The organism is Tenacibaculum sp. nBUS_03 (assembly GCF_051201695.1).
Lineage (GTDB): Bacteria > Bacteroidota > Bacteroidia > Flavobacteriales > Flavobacteriaceae > Polaribacter.
The window spans coordinates 3,564,011-3,582,365 of record NZ_CP179214.1 but is presented as its reverse complement, the minus strand read 5'-3'; the positions used below and the strand labels follow the sequence as shown (position 1 = coordinate 3,582,365).

Annotated in this window: 15 protein-coding genes, 1 pseudogene and 1 riboswitch; of the genes and pseudogenes, 2 read left to right on the top strand and 14 right to left on the bottom strand. The window is 29.5% G+C overall.

Translation table 11 applies throughout. The annotated features are described in order from the left end of the window. Nucleotides 1–4: 4 nt before the first annotated feature. The 9 genes and pseudogenes from ACMFBB_RS16270 to ACMFBB_RS16230 all read right to left on the bottom strand — a co-directional run bounded on the left by ACMFBB_RS16270 (nt 5) and on the right by ACMFBB_RS16230 (nt 10,947). Complete coding sequence (locus ACMFBB_RS16270; RefSeq protein WP_435261791.1) at nt 5–1,252, bottom strand: sulfate adenylyltransferase subunit 1; 1,248 nt, start codon at nt 1,250–1,252, stop codon at nt 5–7. Nucleotides 1,253–1,298: 46 nt separating this feature from the next. Then, nucleotides 1,299–2,204 carry a sulfate adenylyltransferase subunit CysD gene (gene cysD, locus ACMFBB_RS16265; protein WP_435261790.1) on the bottom strand — a complete coding sequence of 302 codons (906 nt, stop codon included), beginning with the start codon at nt 2,202–2,204 and terminating at the stop codon, nt 1,299–1,301. A gap of 11 nt (nt 2,205–2,215) precedes the next feature. Next, nucleotides 2,216–2,839, bottom strand: a complete 624-nt coding sequence (locus ACMFBB_RS16260; RefSeq protein ID WP_435261789.1) for a phosphoadenosine phosphosulfate reductase family protein — start codon at nt 2,837–2,839, stop codon at nt 2,216–2,218. Beyond that, nucleotides 2,836–3,090 (bottom strand): DUF2061 domain-containing protein, encoded by a 255-nt coding sequence (locus ACMFBB_RS16255; protein WP_435261788.1) that lies wholly within the window; start codon nt 3,088–3,090, stop codon nt 2,836–2,838. The genes ACMFBB_RS16260 and ACMFBB_RS16255 overlap by 4 nt, the downstream gene beginning before the upstream one ends. 118 nt (nt 3,091–3,208) lie before the next feature. Then, entirely contained in the window at nt 3,209–3,616 is a 408-nt protein-coding gene (locus ACMFBB_RS16250) for an RrF2 family transcriptional regulator (protein WP_435261787.1), read from the bottom strand. A 34-nt stretch (nt 3,617–3,650) separates the two neighbouring features. After that, nucleotides 3,651–4,818 (bottom strand): annotated as a pseudogene (locus ACMFBB_RS16245) (trans-sulfuration enzyme family protein). 63 nt (nt 4,819–4,881) lie between these two features. Then, nucleotides 4,882–8,280 (bottom strand): bifunctional aspartate kinase/homoserine dehydrogenase I, encoded by a 3,399-nt coding sequence (gene thrA / locus ACMFBB_RS16240; RefSeq protein ID WP_435264322.1) that lies wholly within the window; start codon nt 8,278–8,280, stop codon nt 4,882–4,884. A 25-nt stretch (nt 8,281–8,305) separates the two neighbouring features. After that, nucleotides 8,306–9,598 carry an O-acetylhomoserine aminocarboxypropyltransferase/cysteine synthase family protein gene (locus ACMFBB_RS16235; protein ID WP_435261786.1) on the bottom strand — a complete coding sequence of 431 codons (1,293 nt, stop codon included), beginning with the start codon at nt 9,596–9,598 and terminating at the stop codon, nt 8,306–8,308. Nucleotides 9,599–9,724: 126 nt separating this feature from the next. Further along, a riboswitch (SAM riboswitch) is annotated at nt 9,725–9,863 on the bottom strand. A 106-nt stretch (nt 9,864–9,969) separates the two neighbouring features. Further along, nucleotides 9,970–10,947, bottom strand: a complete 978-nt coding sequence (locus ACMFBB_RS16230) for an endonuclease/exonuclease/phosphatase family protein (protein ID WP_435261785.1) — start codon at nt 10,945–10,947, stop codon at nt 9,970–9,972. 89 nt (nt 10,948–11,036) lie between these two features. Here ACMFBB_RS16230 and ACMFBB_RS16225 point away from each other — a divergent pair, with 89 nt between their 5' ends. Further along, complete coding sequence (locus ACMFBB_RS16225; protein WP_435261784.1) at nt 11,037–11,471, top strand: hypothetical protein; 435 nt, start codon at nt 11,037–11,039, stop codon at nt 11,469–11,471. Nucleotides 11,472–11,566: 95 nt separating this feature from the next. Here the strand turns inward: ACMFBB_RS16225 and ACMFBB_RS16220 are convergent, their stop codons facing one another. From ACMFBB_RS16220 to ACMFBB_RS16205, 4 genes are all read right to left on the bottom strand, one after another. Beyond that, nucleotides 11,567–12,445 carry a hypothetical protein gene (locus tag ACMFBB_RS16220; RefSeq protein ID WP_435261783.1) on the bottom strand — a complete coding sequence of 293 codons (879 nt, stop codon included), beginning with the start codon at nt 12,443–12,445 and terminating at the stop codon, nt 11,567–11,569. Between the two features lie 111 nt (nt 12,446–12,556). After that, entirely contained in the window at nt 12,557–13,072 is a 516-nt protein-coding gene (locus ACMFBB_RS16215; RefSeq protein ID WP_435261782.1) for a gamma carbonic anhydrase family protein, read from the bottom strand. 1 nt (nt 13,073) lies between these two features. Beyond that, the gene (locus tag ACMFBB_RS16210) at nt 13,074–13,805 is read right to left on the bottom strand and encodes a LytR/AlgR family response regulator transcription factor (protein ID WP_435261781.1); all 732 of its coding nucleotides are present in this window, start codon (nt 13,803–13,805) and stop codon (nt 13,074–13,076) included. 3 nt (nt 13,806–13,808) lie between these two features. Beyond that, nucleotides 13,809–16,004, bottom strand: a complete 2,196-nt coding sequence (locus ACMFBB_RS16205; protein ID WP_435261780.1) for a tetratricopeptide repeat-containing sensor histidine kinase — start codon at nt 16,002–16,004, stop codon at nt 13,809–13,811. A 347-nt stretch (nt 16,005–16,351) separates the two neighbouring features. Here ACMFBB_RS16205 and ACMFBB_RS16200 point away from each other — a divergent pair, with 347 nt between their 5' ends. Next, nucleotides 16,352–17,485: a vWA domain-containing protein gene (locus tag ACMFBB_RS16200; protein ID WP_435261779.1), complete on the top strand. Its 1,134-nt coding sequence runs from the start codon at nt 16,352–16,354 to the stop codon at nt 17,483–17,485. A gap of 56 nt (nt 17,486–17,541) precedes the next feature. Here the strand turns inward: ACMFBB_RS16200 and ACMFBB_RS16195 are convergent, their stop codons facing one another. Continuing rightward, nucleotides 17,542–18,342 carry a glucosaminidase domain-containing protein gene (locus ACMFBB_RS16195; protein ID WP_435261778.1) on the bottom strand — a complete coding sequence of 267 codons (801 nt, stop codon included), beginning with the start codon at nt 18,340–18,342 and terminating at the stop codon, nt 17,542–17,544. Nucleotides 18,343–18,355 lie beyond the last annotated feature (13 nt).

The following is an 18,355-nucleotide window of genomic DNA, read 5'->3' as shown; positions in this document are numbered from 1 at the left end:
TTTTTTACTTAATAAAACCAACACCTGCGGTATTGTTTGTTTTTGGGTTAATAACTATGAATGCTCCATTAGATTTATTCTCTTTATATGTATCTATAAAAAGTGGTTTACTAATTCTTAAAGAAACATTCCCTATTTGGTTTAATAATAATTCAGTTGGTGAATTTTCTTCTCCAGAAAAATCAGTATGAATTAATGATGATACATCAGTTATTTTAGCTTGAGCATCATTTACACCATGCTTTATATAATATTTTTCTGATACCTTAAGTGGTTCTTTGTCCATCCAACAAATAGTTGCCTCTATTTGTTTAACTACTTTTGGTTCCTCTCCATTTTTAACCAACATATCTCCTCTGCTAATATTTACATCATCTTCAAGTGTTACTATTATTGAGCTTCCTTTTTTAGCTTCTTGATACTTTTGGTTAAAAAACTGTATACTTTTAACTTTAGATTGCGTATTTGAAGGTAATATAGTTACTTGATCACCTACTGCTAAATCACCACCATAAAGCTTACCTGCATACCCTCTAAAATCATGATAATCATCTGTTTTAGGTCTAATAACACTTTGGATTGGGAAACGTGCTTGTGAAATAGTATTAATATCTTCAGAACTTAAACTTTCTAAATGACTCAATAATGGTTTCCCTTGATACCAGTCCATTTTTTCAGATAGCTCAACTACATTATCTCCCTTTAAAGCGGATAAAGGAATAAAAGTTAAATTTTGATTTTGGTATTCACTTTTACTTGCCAAATACTCAATTTCATCTTTTATTTGGTTAAACTTCTCTTGTGAATAATCTACTAAATCCATTTTATTAACTGCAATCACTATATCTTTCACTCTTAGTAAATTATTGATAAAGAAATGGCGATAGGTTTGCTCAACAACACCATTTCTAGCATCCACTAATACAATAGAAACTTGGGAATTAGATGCTCCAGTTACCATATTTCTAGTATACTCAATATGACCAGGAGTATCAGCAATAATAAAACTCGTTTTCGGTGTAGAAAAGTAAATATGTGCTACATCAATAGTAATTCCTTGTTCACGTTCAGCTACTAAACCGTCTGTTGCTAATGAAAAATCTAAATAATCAAATCCTCTTTGTTTACTTTTATTTTCTATCGCTTGTAATTTATCTTCTGTTAATGATTTCGTATCGTACAAAATACGTCCTATTAAAGTACTTTTACCATCATCTACACTTCCTGCTGTTGCTATTTTTAGTACGTTCATTTTAGTATTTTTTAACTATTTTTTTCAATAGTTTATTATTGTTTATTTAGAAATATCCTTGTTGTTTTCGCTTCTCCATCGCAGCTTCAGATCTTTTATCATCTATTCTTGCTCCTCTTTCAGAAATAGAGGAATCTCTAATTTCTTCTACCACTGTATTTATATCTACTGCATTTGATAACACTGCTGCTGTACAGCTCATATCTCCTACTGTTCTAAAGCGTACCATTCGTTCTTCAACTTTTTCATCATCTTCCCTATACACAACTTCATCTTCTGCTGACCAAATGAGTCCATCTCTTAAAAACGTAGCTCTTTTATGAGCAAAGTAAATAGATGGTATTTCAATTTCTTCTTCTTTAATATAGGACCAAACATCTAGTTCTGTCCAGTTAGATATTGGAAAAACACGAACGTTTTGTCCTAAATCAATCTTACCATTTAGCATGTCAAACAATTCTGGTCGTTGATTTTTTTCATCCCACTGTCCGAAATCATCTCGAACAGAAAAAATACGCTCCTTGGCTCTTGCTTTTTCTTCATCTCTACGCGCACCACCGATACATGCATCAAAACCAAATTCTTCTATGGCATCTAATAACGTTTCAGTTTGTAGCATGTTTCGGCTCGCGTACTTCCCTGTTTCCTCTTTTACTCTTCCTGTATCTATATTGTCTTGTACATTTCGTACAATTAACTCTACTCCCAACTCTTTTACTAAACGGTCTCTGAATTCAATCGTTTCAGGAAAATTGTGCCCTGTATCAATATGCATCAATGGAAAAGGTATTTTTGCTGGGTAAAATGCTTTTTGAGCTAATCGAACCAATGTTATACTATCTTTTCCTCCAGAGAATAGTAGCACTGGTTTTTCAAATTGCGCGACTACTTCCCTCAATATATATATAGCCTCACTTTCTAAAGCTCCTACTTTAATTATATTTGTATTCATAATCATGTTTTTTAAATATGTAAACCACACTCTCTATTACTTTCTACTTTTGTTGGATCAAAATATTTGAATTCATTTGGCAAATTATTCTCTTCCAAATAGGCATCTAGTTGATTGTCTGACCAGTTATAAAATGGACTTATTTTTAGCTTTCCATCTTTACTTTTTGAAACAATATCAATACTATCTCTGAAAGCAGTTTGTCCTTTTCTTAAATTAGTAAACCAAATATCTGGTTGGAGTTCATTCATTGCTCTTTTAAAAGGTTCTAACTTCACTTGTTCCGTAAAAACTGTATGATTTGGATCTTCAATTGAAGGTACGCCTAGGGTTATATCTCTATGAGCTACGGTTTGCCTAGGCACATACAAATGAATATTAAGCTTTAAACTACTTATTAGCTCTTCTGCATGTTTATAAGTTTGAGGAGTATTATAACCTGTATCACACCAAACCACTTTCACATTATTTTTCAATGTTGCCACTAAATGTAAAATAGCACTTTCATACGGTCTGAAATTTGTTGTTACCACTGGATTAGTTGCCACTGACAAAGCCCATGCTACAATTTCTTGAGGTGACTTTCCCTTTAATTGGTTATTTACTTCTACTAAATCAATTGTTTCTACGCTCATTTTTTACCCCATTTTATATTATTCCAAGCTCTTTCATGAAAAAAATACAAGATCATTTTTGTACCTAACTCAATTGCTCCTATAGAAAAAGCTGTTTTTACTTCACCAGTTATTACCCAAGAAATAAGAATGGTATCAATCGTTCCAACTACTCGCCAACTAATTGATTTAACAACACTTCTTATAGGCTTTTCTGAACGCTTATCTACGTTATAATTTGCTTTATTTTCTATTATTTGTTCTATAATCATTTTTAAAATACCTTTACCCTATCGGAATACTAGGTTTTAAGTCGACAAATATACATACTGATTATTAATATCAAAGAAAATATTAAACTTTTAACAATAAGATAATATTTGTAAGCTTCTAAACAAGATCTGCTAGTGTAGTATTACGTAGTACTTGTAGTGTGTTATCTCTTACTTGAATCATTAATTTATGGACTGAGCATGCATCTTCATCAGGGCAATCGTCGCACTTTTCGTAATAATTCAAACTAACACATGGAACCATGGCTATAGGACCTTCAAGAGTTCTAATGACTTCTGTCATTTTAATAGTACTTGCATCTTTTAGCAAATAATATCCTCCACCTTTTCCTTTTTTCGCTCCTAAAATTCCAGCTTTACGTAAAGTAAGTAGTATACTTTCTAAAAACTTATGAGAAATGTTTTCTTTTTCAGAAATAGTTGCAATTTGTACTTTAATCCCCGGATCTTGCCTAGCTATAAAAGTCATTGCCTTTATTCCGTATTTAGTTTTTTTAGAAAGCATACTACAAAAATACACTTTTACTTTAATTTATATTCTAATTATTTAATGCTTGACTTAAATCATTTATAACATCTTCTACATTTTCTAAACCAATAGAACATCGTACTAAACCATCAGTAATCCCAACCTCTAACCTATCTTCTATACTTAACTTACTATGTGTTGTAGAAGCTGGATGTGTAACAATAGTTCTTGTGTCTCCTAAATTTGCTGATAATGAACACATTTTTATAGTATTTAAAAATTTTCTTCCAGCTTCAATTCCTCCTTTGATTTCAAAAGCTACAATATTTCCACCCAAGCGCATTTGCTTCTTTGCTATTTCATATTGTGGGTGTGACTTTAAAAATGGATATTTAACTAAGTTTACTTTTGGTTGTTGTTCTAAAAAACAGGCTACTTTGATGGCATTTTCACAATGTTTTTCTACTCTCAAAGCCAATGTTTCTAAACTTTTTGAAAGTACCCAGGCATTAAATGGAGACATTGCTGGTTCGTGTATTTCTAGAAAAAAGGTAAATTTCTCTAATCAAATCGGCCTTACCAACTGTAATTCCTCCCAAAACTCTTCCTTGACCATCTATTAATTTTGTCGCTGAATGAATAACTAAGTCAGCTCCAAACTTTATAGGGTTTTGCAAATACGGAGTTGCAAAACAATTATCAATCACCAATAATAAATTATGCTTTTTTGCTATACTTCCTAATAGTTCTAAATCTAAAATATCAACAGCTGGATTTGTTGGAGTTTCAGCATATAAAATCTTGGTATTAGGTTTAATTAAACTCTCTATTATTTCAGGTTTGGAAATTTTAAAATAACTAGTCTCAATGTTCCACTTAGGTAAATATTTTGTAAACAAACTATGAGTTGAACCAAATACTGATCTACATGAAACAATATGGTCACCTGCGTTCAATAAAGCCCCAAAAGTTGAAAACACAGCCGCCATTCCTGTAGCAAAAGCATACCCAGCCTCTGCTCCTTCCATCGTAACTATTTTAGTTACAAACTCTGTAGTATTTGGGTTAGAAAATCTACTGTATAAATTCTTTTCTTTTTCTTCTGCAAAAGAAGCTCTCATATCTTCTGCATCATCAAATACAAAACTTGATGTTAAATATAAAGGTGTTGAATGCTCAGAAAATTGTGAGCGCTCAGTTTGCGTTCGAATAGCTTGTGTTTCAAAATTTTTACTCATGTTTGTTTGTTTTTATAAATCAAAAATATTTTTGATTTTAAATATTTTAATAGCATTGAATGCCTAACTGTTGCTTTTTGTCAATCGCAAAATATCTCCAAATACTCCTCTTGCTGTTACTTTTGCACCAGCTCCTGCTCCCTGAATTACAATCGGTTGCTCTCCGTAAGACTCTGTATAAATTTCAAAAATAGCATCAGATTCCTTCAAACTTCCCAAAGGTGAACTAACTGGAACGGAAACTAATTTTACATCTAAAGTTCCTTTTGTTTGCGATAAATCTCCATATAAATCACCTATGTATCTTAATACATGATTTTCTTCTTGTGTCTCTTTCAATTTTTGGAAAACAGGATTTAGTTTTTCTAAGCTCGATAAAAACTCTCCAGATGATATATTTCTAAATTCTTTAGGTATTAAATTCTCTATTGTAATATCCTCAAATTCGTTTTCTAAATCTAATTCTCTTGCTAAAATCAATAATTTTCTTGCTACATCATTTCCACATAAATCCTCCCTTGGATCAGGCTCGGTAAACCCATTATGTATAGCTTCTTGCAATACTTCTGAAAATTCAACTTTTTCAGTTGAGAACTTATTAAACAGATAACTTAATGATCCCGAGAATACACCTCTAATTCTTGTAATATTTTCTCCAGAATCATGCAACAATTTAATGGTATCAATTAATGGTAACCCTGCACCTACATTTGTTTCGTATAAATAACTTTTCTTATTAATATCTAGTGTTTTACGAAGCTTTTTGTAAAAATCATATGACACAGTGTTTGCTATTTTATTTGAGGAAACCAAATCAAAACCAGCTTCTACTAATGGGATATAGTTGTCAATAAAATCTCTATTTGCCGTATTGTCTACTGCTATTAAATTTTCTAAATGATGTTTCTTAGCATAACCTATAACAGCTTCTACTGTACGTATATTATTTTCACTATTTTCTAAATCTTCTTCCCAACTTTCAGTTATTCCTGTATTTGTTAATAAAACTTTTTTTGAATTTGCGATGGCAAAAATATTTAATTGAACTTTACGTCTGTCTAAAATAGAAGTAGCATTCTCTAAAATTTGCTCTATTAGCGTTCCTCCAACTAGTCCTTTTCCAAATACTGCTATATTTATTTTCTTAGCGACTCCAAAAACTTGTCCATGAATTACATTAACTGCTTTATGTAGCTCTTCCTTTTTAACTACTAAGCTAACATTCTTACCTGTAATTGTATTATTAAACAATAAAGGAACAATTTGATTTTTAATTAATGCATTATAGGGGTGGTGAAATTCACTTAAATCTTGACCAATTATAGAAATAACAGATACATCATCAATAATAGATATTTGATTCACATCTTTAGTTAATAAATCACTTTCAAACTCCTGCTCTAATGCCTGAACAGCCTGTTCTGCTTTTTCTTTATCAACAACCAAACCTATTCCTCTTTCTGAAGAACCTTGAGAAATAATACTAACACTTATTTCTTGGCTACTTAATGCTCTAAAAATACGAGCATCAACTCCCACCTTTCCTAACAAGCCCCTCCCCTCAAAGTTTAACAAAGCTACTTTATCTAATACAGACAACGATGTAATACCTTTAGAACTTGATTTTGAGGTTATTAAAGTCCCTTTATCTTCAGGGTTAAATGTATTTAAAATACGAAGATTTATATTTTTTTCCAATAGTGGAATAATTGTCTTTGCGTGTAAAATATTTGCTCCAAAATTTGCTAACTCATTTGCTTCGGAAAAAGATAATTCTTCAATTTTTTTTGCATCTTGAACTAAATCTGGGTTTGCAGTAAATATTCCATCAACGTGAGTATAGTTCTGTAATTCTTCAGCATCCAAATAATTTGCTAAAAGTGAAGCCGTATAATTACTCCCATTTCTACCTAGTGTTGTAGTTTCATTTTTTGTATTAGAAGCTATAAAACCTGTAACTATATTTACTGTGTCACCATTAAATTTTTTAAAGTGCTTCTTTACGTTTTCTTTTGAAATATCAAGAACTGTTTGGGCATTACCGAAATTCTTATCAGTTTTTAGCAACTCCCTAGCATCAGTAGCGTTTGTATTAATCCCTTTTTGTTCCAATAACTCTGCTACAGTTTTTATAGACAATAATTCACCTTGAGCTAAGACTTCATCTTTTATTTTATCACTGAAATCTCCTAACAAACTTACCCCTTCAAATAATTTTTCTAACCTTGAAAACTCATCCGAAAAATCAACTAAAGGTGTTATTTGAGACTGCTCATACTTAAATGCTTCTAGCTGCTCTAAATATGTTTTATTTTTTGATGCTTTTAATAATATTTCTTCCAATGTATCTGTAGCATTACCTCTTGCTGAAACTACAACTGCCAGTTTATCACCTTCATTAATCTTTTGCTCTATAATAGATATTACATTATGTATTCCATCGTTAGACAAAGATTTTCCTCCAAATTTTAAAATTTTCATTTTTTTGTGTTTTGAATTTTTACTGAATATTGGTTCTATAATTTTCTCTAATTGATCATGTTCCATTAAAAATGCATCATGTCCGTGGTCAGAATTTATTTCATTATAGGTAACATTTGAATTCACTAATGCTAATTCTTTGTGTGTTTCTCTATTTTCTTCCGCAGTAAAAAACAAATCAGAATCAACACCAATAATATGTATATCTCCTTCAATGGTTTCTAACACGTTTTGTCCATTATTTCCTTTTGTTACATCAATTGTTTTTAACAACTGATTCATCAATTTATAGGAAGCTAACTGATAACGTTCTTGTAATTTTTTTCCATGATGCAACAACCAACTTTCTACATTAAAAATTTGTAATTCCTCATTTTTTGAACGTTGGAAACGTTTTTTAAAAGATGCTGGTGTACGATAACATAACATTGCATGCATACGAGCATCATGAACTGGGTTTTTAGAGTTCACTAAAAATTGCTCTTGTATTTGACAATTAGCAATTAACCAATCAGTTGATTTCCAATCAGTAGCTACAGGTATAAAATGCTCAGTTATTTTAGGAGACAACACTACCATTTCCCAAGCTATTCCTCCTCCTAAAGACCCTCCTATCAGACCAAATAGCTTATCTATATTTAATAATTTTAATCCCTCTAAAAATATTTTAGCGATATCACGAGCTACAAAACTTTTATAATCATCAATTAAGAAATCATCAAATCCGTTTCCTGGTATATTGAAACAAAGAATCGTATATACATTGGTATCAATAACTCTTCCATTTCCTACTAACTCTTTCCACCATCCATTTTTACCAGACACATTACTGTTTCCTGTTAATGCATGATTTATTAAAATTACAGGAGCAGTACCCAGTTTTTTACCAAACAACTGATAACTTAACGGTAAATTAGTAAACTGAGCACCACTATCCGTAATACAACTAAAAATAGTAAGGTGATTTAATTTTTCTTTAATATTCATGACTCCCCTTAACTTCTTTTTAAACTAAAACTTCTTGTGGAATTTTAGTAAAAGCTTCTTTTAAATCTGTTTGTAAATCATCTATACTTTCTATTCCAACTGATAAACGAATTAAATCTTTTGTTACTCCTGCATTTTCCTGAGCTTCATCACTTAATTGTTGATGAGTTGTACTTGCCGGGTGAATTATTAAGGATTTTGTATCACCTATATTAGCTAACAATGAAAATAACTTTGTAGTATTTGCAACTGTTTTGGCTGCCTCATATCCACCTTTTAACCCAAAAGTTACAATACCACTTTGTCCTTTAGGCAAATATGTATTTGATAATGATTTGTATTTACTAGTTTCTAAACCAGGATAATTTACCCATGAAACTTCTTTTTGATTTTCGAGCCATTTAGCTAACTTTAAGGCATTTTCACTATGCTTTTTAATACGAACCTCTAATGTTTCTAATCCTTGAATTATTTGAAAAGCATTTGTTGGACTCAAAGCACCTCCAAAATCTCTCAACCCTTCTAAGATTAATTTAAAAGTATATGATGCCGCTCCTAATGCTTCATGATATACCAATCCATGATACCCAGCTGATGGCTCAGTAAACTCTGGAAATTTTCCATTTGCCCAGTTAAAGTTTCCTGCATCAATAATTGCACCACCTAAAGAATTTCCTTGTCCCCCAATATATTTTGTTAGTGAATGAATTACAATATTTGCTCCATGTTCAATTGGATTTAATAAAGCAGGTGTTGCTACTGTATTATCAACGATGAAAGGTACTTCCGCTTTTTTTGCATGTACAGATATTGCCTTTAAGTCTAATACATCTAATTTTGGGTTCCCTAAAGATTCTACAAAAAAAGCTCTTGTATTTTCTTGTACAGCATTTTCAAAATTATCAGGATTTGAAGCATCTACAAATGTAGTTGTAATACCAAGTCTTGGTAATGTCACATTCAACAAATTATAAGTCCCTCCGTATAAACTACTTGAAGCTACAATGTGATCTCCAGCTTTTAACAACGTTAAAAGGCCTGTTGAAATTGCAGCTGTTCCAGAGGCAAAAACAACAGCTCCAGTTCCGCCCTCAATGGCTGCTAAACGATCTTGTAAAATTTGATTTGTTGGATTATTTAAACGTGTGTAAATAAAACCTAATTCTTTTAGTGAAAATAAATTCGCTGCATGATCTGAATCATTAAAAACATACGATGTTGTTTGGTAAATAGGCACAGCCCTTGTTCCTCCAGTTTGTTTAACATCATGTCCTGCGTGCAACGCATTGGTTGCAAATTTTTGTGTACTCATTTTTCTTGTTTTTTGAGTTAATGAAAAATTAAAACAAAAGCCAAAACACACCTTTTAAAAGATGTTGCTTACTAGAAAAATGTTATTAAGAATTAAAGATGTTTCTTGAATTATGAAACTTCTTTTGGGTTATCTATCCGTTTTTAATTACTTCTAAAATTTAAATTGAAGTAATGTTTTGGTAGAATTTAGCACCTTCTTTGCATAGCGCAAAGGGTTGCTAAGGTTTCACAGGGTCTAATCCCTCCACCTTTCTTGATAACATCGTCAATAAGTGTTTGAACTTTTACGAGTACAAATATTTTAAATTTATTTTTTAATATCCTAACATTTTTTACTTTTTTTTCAAAAATAAAAAAAACAACTTCCTTTTACTTCAACTTGAAACTCATTTCAACAGGCAGATGATCAGATGATTGACCAAATTCTTTTAATACTTTTCCTCCTACATATTCTATCGTATTTTTTGTATAAAAAATATAATCTAAACGCTCAAAAGGGTTTTTAGTATCGAATGTCATCTCATATTTAGCATCTAAATATGCAGCATTTCCAATATTAGGAATCTTAAAAACCTGTTTAATTAATGAGTTTTTATATTTCGGATCACTATTAAAATCACCTAATAAAATTGTTGGATGTATCTTTGAATATTTTTTAAATAACTCTATAACTTTTTCTAATTGATTTCCTCTCGTTTTTTTATCAAAAGCTTCTAAATGTACATTCATTAAAACAACTTCTTTATCTTCAATAACAACTTTAGATATTTGTATTAATCTATCTAAGTAAAAAGCATCTCTATAGAAAGGGTTATCAGGAACCCTCTCTAATACAATTCTTTTATATTCTTTTAAGGGATATTTACTTAGTATAGATTGACCAGAAACTACTTTCCCAAAATGAACACTCGGAGGCCAATAAGGAAAGGGCAAGTATCGTTCATCCCAATTAACACCTCTAGCAACGTAATTATATCCTAATTTTGCTATTTCTTCTTCTTGATTAACTTCATAGGAACGAGTAGCATCATAGTCTATTTCTTGTAATGCTATAATATCTGGGTTAACATTTTTAATTTCCTTTATTACCTTTTTCAAATTAGTATCAAATAGCTCTTTTGACTTGGCTACTGCTCTATTATTAGTCATTCCACTTAAATATCCAATATTATAAGTTACAATACTATATATAGAATCTTTATCTGTTAATGATGGATATTCATTTTGAAGTAACTCGGCATAACTTGCTGCGTCTTTTGTTGAAGAAGATGCCCAATAAAAGAAAATTATAAAAACTATAGTTAATAATAGTGTTAGCTTCAAAAAGAAAGATAAAAAGCGTTTCATAAAGATGTTAAAGAGTGTTAATGTTTCTGTCAAATTTAAACCTTTTTAAGATTGATTGGTCATAGATGTGTAATTAAAATTTAAATAAAATGAAAAAAATAATAGGATTTTTAGTTTTTGTAATAAGTATTTCCACTTCTGTTCATGCGCAAAAAGAAAAGAAAGAAAGAATGACAGCTGAACAGCAAACTGAATTAGCTGTAAAAAAAATGACTTTAAAGTTAGATTTGACGAATTCTCAACAACGCAGGATAAAGCCTTTACTTGCTGAGCAAATTAATGAAAAGAAACAATTACGTTCTAAAAGAAAAGCTATGAAGGAAAGTGGTAAAAAACCTTCTGCAAATGAACGTTACGCTATTTCAAATAGCAGACTTAACAAATTAATTGCTTTTAAGAATGAAATGAAAAGTATTTTAAACGAAAAGCAATACGAACGATTTGAAAAAATGACAGCAATGAGAATGCACAAACGAAAAAATAAGGCAAAGAAAAAAATGCACAAACGAAATAATAGAACTTAATTAGTAGTAGTAGTAGTAGTAGTGTAATATTAGATAGGTTTGATTAGTTTTTAAAAGCTCGGTTATAAAAAAACCGAGCTTTACTTTTTACCAAACTATTTTTTTTCTAACAGTACTGAAATTGGTTTTCCTGTTTGATTATTAAGTTCTAATTCAATTTTCCAAAATTCCTTAACTAACAAATCGGTGTTTTCATATGTAAATATAAAATCAAAAGAGCCCCAAATTTTAAATTTAGTTATTGTTCCTTCCGTTTCTTTCTCAAAAGAATTTTGTTTCCAATTTACAAAATTACCCCCCACTTTTTTACTGTAAGAGTCAATTTTCAATAGTTCAAACTCATTTGCGGTAGTGCTTGGGATATCTGAATTAATTTTCGTGTGTATATTTACATATGTATTGTTATAAGGAAATCTAACTTTATAAGACGTTGAAATGGTTTTATCTAAATTTTCTTTATACTCCATTTCTTCTGAATCAATCAACTTTGAAAAGTTAATTAGTAAATCCTTTACTTCTGAAGCTTCACCTATCATATAGGTTGTTAAATTTGAAGATTTTAAGACCTTCATTTTACTTGTTAATCCAATTAAAATATTAGTTTCTATTTGAAACTTTACTATCTTTTTGGCTTTACTTGAAACCTGATTAACTTCTAAATAATTTTTAATTTGTTTAGCCTCATTCTCATTATTAAACAACCATAATAGTTCCTCTTCATTTAAGCTCTTATCAAGTAATTCATTTATTTTATTAACTAAAATAGTTGAAGCACAATGATTTCCTTGACAATCTACTGGCAATGAAATGGCGTCATTCTGTTCATTTAATCCTTGATCTTGAATCGTAGAATTAATTCCATCGGGTGAAAGAGTATTAATTTCACTTTCACAACTACTCAGCATAAGTGGAATAGCCAAATAAAGCATTCCTTTACATACATTTTTAAACAATTTTTCTGTTCTTTTATTCATTTTACTTTTTTCCGCAAAACTACAAACAATAAGCACAAAAAAAGTAAGCCAGTGACTTACTTTTGGTAAGTCAATGGCTTACTTTTTAAAAATACAGTACAGGCCAAATATTTATTCTTTAAACCATCCAGAATATTTAACATAATTATCTGCTATCCTATCTATTTCTCCAGAAATAAGTTCTTTTGAAATATCTTTTACTTTTTTTGCTGGTACTCCTGCATAAATACTCCCACTTTCAATTTTTGTGTTTTTTGTAACAACTGCGCCAGCGGCAATAATTGAATTTGATTCTACCACACAGTCATCCATAATAATACTTCCCATCCCTACCAAAACATTATCGTGAATTGTACATCCATGAACTATAGCATTATGACCTATAGATACATTATTACCTATGGTGGTTGGTGATTTTTGATAGGTTGCATGAATTACTGCTCCATCTTGTATATTCACCTTATTTCCGATTTTTATATAATGTACATCTCCTCGAATTACTGCATTAAACCAAACACTACACTCTTTACCTATTTGTACATCTCCAACTATGGTTGCATTTTCAGCAACATAACAGTCATCAGGTATCTGTGGATGTTTTCCATTTACTGGTTTTATAACTTTCATTTTATTTAAAATATGATAATAAGTTTGCTTTTTTTGTTGATGATACTGTTATTTCTTTTCCATTAGAAACAATAATACTTCCTCCTTTACCTTTTTTATATTTTACAATAGCATTTATATTTACCAAATACGACTTATGTACTCTAGCAAATGTGTACTCTTTTAAAATTTCTTCAAAATGTTTTAGTGTTTTACTTACTAACTTTTTGCTGTCTGCAAAATATATTTCTGTGTAATTATCATCTGCCTTACAAAAAAGAATATTGTTTACATCTATTATTTCAAAACCATCTAATTGAGGAATTGTGATTTTTCCAGATTTAGCAACCTTTTTAGGAGTTAAAACCTCATTTTCAAGTGCTACCTCTTTTTCCTTGATTTCAGTTACATGATTCACCGCTTTTATCAATTCATCTATTGATATTGGTTTTAATAAATAATAAGAAGCTTGGTTATTTAATGCATCTATAGCATAATGATCATAAGCTGTTACAAAAATAGTTTCAAAAGTTCTATTCTCAACTTTTTCTAACAAATCAAAAGCATTTCCATAAGGCATTTCAACATCTAAAAACACCAAGTCTAACTCGTATTTCAGAATCAAATCATATCCTTCTTCTATATTACTTGCTTCTCCTAACAAATTAACATTTGGACAATATTTTCCTATATAATTTTTAAGTATATCTCTACTAATAGCTTCATCTTCTATAATAATCGCATTTATTTTCATAGTCTAATCTTTTTTTAAAATTAATTCAACTTTTGTTCCTCTTCCATCGTCAAAATTATCTGTTACATTTACTGATATTTTATCTTGATACATATTATTTAGAATGCCTATTCTATTTTTTATAGTACTCATTCCTTTGGACTTTTGTTTTAGCTGATTTTTCGTTTTCATTTCCATTGATTTTTTTCTACCAATACCATCATCTTTAATGTTTATCACTATCGTATTTTCTGTTTTTTTGTTCATAGAAATACTAAGCCCCCCTTTTTCTTTTTTATATCGAAGCCCATGCCATATAGCATTTTCGATGTAGGGTTGTAACAACATTGGTGGAATAGAATACTTATCTAAAGGAATTTTTTCATCAATATAAATAGTATATTCAAATTTATCTTGAAACCTATTATGTTCTAATTTCACATACAATTGTAAAAGTTCAATCTCTTTAGAAAGTGGGATAAAATCTTCATCAGAATTTTCAAGAACCGAGCGCATTAATACCGAGAATTCTGACAAATACCTATTAGCACTTCGTTCATCATTTACAGCTATAAAACTATTAACAGAGTTTAGTGCATTAAAAATAAAATGCGGATTCATTTGTGAACGCATTGATTTTAACGCTAGTAAATTGTTAGCTAATTTTTGTTGCCTTATATTTCTATACATATAATAAACAAGTAAACTAATTAACAATATTCCACCTAATAAAGAATAAATTATTATTTCTTGTCGTTTATTACTTTCTTCTACTAATTGTTGATCTTTATACGCTAAATTAATCTTACTATCATAAAGCTCTTTATCTTTTTCTAAGCTCGCAATTCTATTTTGATTATCAAAAATTCGCTTACTAAATCTTTTTACTTGCTGTATTTCTTGTTCTTTTTTTATATACAAAGTATCTACCAATTTCACATAATCTTGATAACTTTTGTACGCTTTCGAATAATTCCCTACAGTTTCAAGTATTTCAGATAATTTCCTTGTAGCATCTTTCTTTATTATTAAGTCTTCACTTTTCTCAGCATCATCAATACTTTTTTCTAAAAAAGCTATAGCTTCTTGGTAATTTTCTTTTTGTAAATACGCATTTCCAATTTTATAATTTATTTTTTGTGGAGTTATTGAATCTATAAGTGCTTCTTTATCATTTGTTTCTATATTTATACCTTCTGCTTTTTTTAAACTCTCTTTTCGTAATTGAATCTCATCATCAAACCGTCCTGATTTATTATAAAAATCAGCAACTTTTTCTTCTTCTTTTAATGAACGCTTAATATTTTCTTTATTAGCTAACTGTAATGAATTTTGAAATAAAACATCTGCCTTTTGTGTCTTTCCTTGTTCAAAAAATACTTCAGCTAATTTTGAATTTAAATCTGTTACTTTTGGAGTAATCAAATTTTTCTTCGCAATTGTCAATGCTTTCTCATAATTATACTCAGCCCTATTAAATTCTTTTTTCTCTTTAAAAACATCCCCTAAACCTTCAAATACTGTTAGCTTTTCATAAGTACTTAATTCCCCTTTCAAACTTTTTAAATATGATTTTTCACTTTCAAGGTATTGCTTATTCAAAAACTCCACTTTTGCTAATTCTAATCGGACCTTAGCACTTTCTTTTTCTTTTAAAGATGCTTTATAATTTTCAATAGCTAAATCATATTGTTTCCAATATGCATAAATACTAGCTAAAACTTCAAAAGAAGCGCTCCTTCTTGATTTTGACTCTACCTCTTTGAATGTTTTTTCTATAAATGATAAACTTTTATCTATATCTTTTTTCTTGTAAAACTTAGCTGAATCAAGATATTGATTAAATGATGCTTCTCTTTTTCTCTTTTTTAAAGACCTTAAATTCTTTAAAACTTTACTAAATACTTTTTTATCAATAGTACTTTCTACTTCTATTCGAATATCATCATTGCCTTGTATAGTATAATATACGGTATTAAAATCGGGATGTCTTACTATAAGTTCATCTCCTTTTTTAGCTTTTATTTCATACCTCTCTTTTATAGTAGAGTATTTATAAAAAGAACCATTGACTAACACATCTGCATTAGATATTGCTTTATTACTCTCTTTATTAACTACTTCTACTTTTATAATATATGAATCAGTATTTAACTGTTGTGAAACTATTATTTGAGTTACTAAAAAAAAGCATACTATTTGTATTTTTTTCAACATCATTACATAATTTTCTTTTTGAAAGATATTTTAAAAATGGTAAAACATCTACTCCATTTATCAGGAAAAAGGTTTACCGAAAATTTACAGTAGCTCTTTTTACTTTTAATATGATGTAAACTTATCATCAAAAAACCAATAAAAAAAATGCTTATTCTCTTAAAATAGAGTTTTTATCTATGACTTTTCCTTGTTAACTAAATTAGTGATCTCGTTTACTCATTAAAAAAGGGCACATACTCATTCTTCTTTTTATTATGAAAAAGTTGGTAGTAATTTTACAATATCAAAAAAACATCAACACAACTCCAAACTTTTAATTTTTTCTATAAACTTAAAAACAAAAAATTATGAGAACTTATGTATTAAAAATATTTCTATTAATTTATTTATTAACTGGTATAACTAGCTATGCTACTAATACCTTTGTTATTAAAAACGATGACAAAAAACAAACTGTCAAGGTTGCTTTGTTATTAGATACTAGTAGTAGTATGAATGGGCTTATTAATCAAGCAAAAGCACAACTTTGGGAAATTGTAAATGAACTTTCTTATGCAAAATGCAGAGGGAAATCACCTAACTTAAAGATTGCTTTATATGAATATGGAAATAGTAGATTGTCTGTTAAGCAAGGATATATAAAACAAGTTTCTAAATTTACGAGTGATTTAGATGAAATTTCGGAACACTTATTTTCATTAACTACTAATGGAGGAAGTGAGTATTGTGGGCAGGCAATTCAAACTTCAATAAATGAATTAAAATGGGGAGAAGATAAAGGTGATTTAAAAATGATTTTTATTGCTGGAAACGAACCTTTTACTCAAGGAAAAGTTAATTTTAAGGATGCCATAACTGACGCTTTGGAAAAAGACATCACAATAAACACTATTTTTTGTGGAAACTATAATCAGGGAGTTTCTGGAAGCTGGCAACAAGGAGCACTGTTAGGTGGCGGTGATTATATGACTATTAATCAAAATAAAAATATTATACATATTGTAACACCATACGACAACGACATTATAATTTTGAATAAAAAACTTAACAAAACTTACCTATATTATGGTAATGAAGGAGCTTTAAAATATGCAAAACAATCCACGCAAGATACAAACGCAGAAGCATTAAATGAAGTTGTTGGTGTAAAAAGAGCTGTTACTAAAAGCTCTAAACTATATAACAATGCCTCTTGGGATTTAGTAGACGCTTCAAAAAACAAAAACTTCTCATATGCAAAACTAAAGAAGAAACAATTACCTATTCACTTACAAAATAAATCTACTAAAGAAATTAAAAGTTATGTAAAAAAACAACATGCTGAACGTAAAAAAATACAACTTGAAATTCAGGAATTAAATAAAAAAAGAAAAAATTTTGTTATAAAAAAACAACAAAAAAGCAACCAAAAAAATGAACTAGAAAGTGTTATTATAAAAGCTATTAAAGAACAAGCCAAAAAGAAAAACTACACATGGTAGTAATAATTGAGGGATTATTAAAAAAGCGAAGTATGTAGTATGCTTCGCTTTTTATTTTATTGTAATAATAAATGTTGTCCTATACTAATGGTATTATCTCTTAGTCCATTTACTTCTTTTATCTGTTTCACACTCACTTTAAACTTTTTAGCAATTGAAAATAAAGTATCTCCCTTTTTAACTTTATAATAATTTCCTACAGTTTTAACTGGAGTATATTTCTTTTTTTGTTTTGGAAGTTTCATATAATCATATTTAGATAGATTATACTTTTTAATAATATTTATTAATTTTTGAGGATACCTTCTATCTGTTGCATATCCAGCTTTTCTTAAACCATATGCCCAAGCTTTATAATTGGTGTTTTTATACTTAAACAAACTTGCATATCGTTTTCTGGACGTTAAAAATTTTGAATGATCTTCATATGAAGTTTCTGGGTATTTATATTTTCTAAAGCATTCTCCTTTTTCATCATCATCATGTGTTACTCTTTTTCCTTTCCATCCCCTATGACATTTAATTCCAAAATGATTATTTGAACGAATTGCTAGAGGGCTTCTACCACTTCCAGATTCTAAGACCCCTTGAGCAAGAGTTATACTCGCTGGAATATTATATTCATACATTTTTCTCACTGCTATTGGAGCATACTTTTTGATATAAGCTACCGTGTGATTAGTAGTTGTTTTTCTTACTTTATTTACTTGTTCTAATTGAGGGATATCAGGAACATTTTCAGGTGCTTTTTCTAACACTACTTGTTTCCTATTAGAATTAACCACTCTTTTTTTAGAACCACAACTTGTGAACACCAATGTACTTATAATAAGTACTAAACTTATTTTTAATTTCATATACACCTTACGA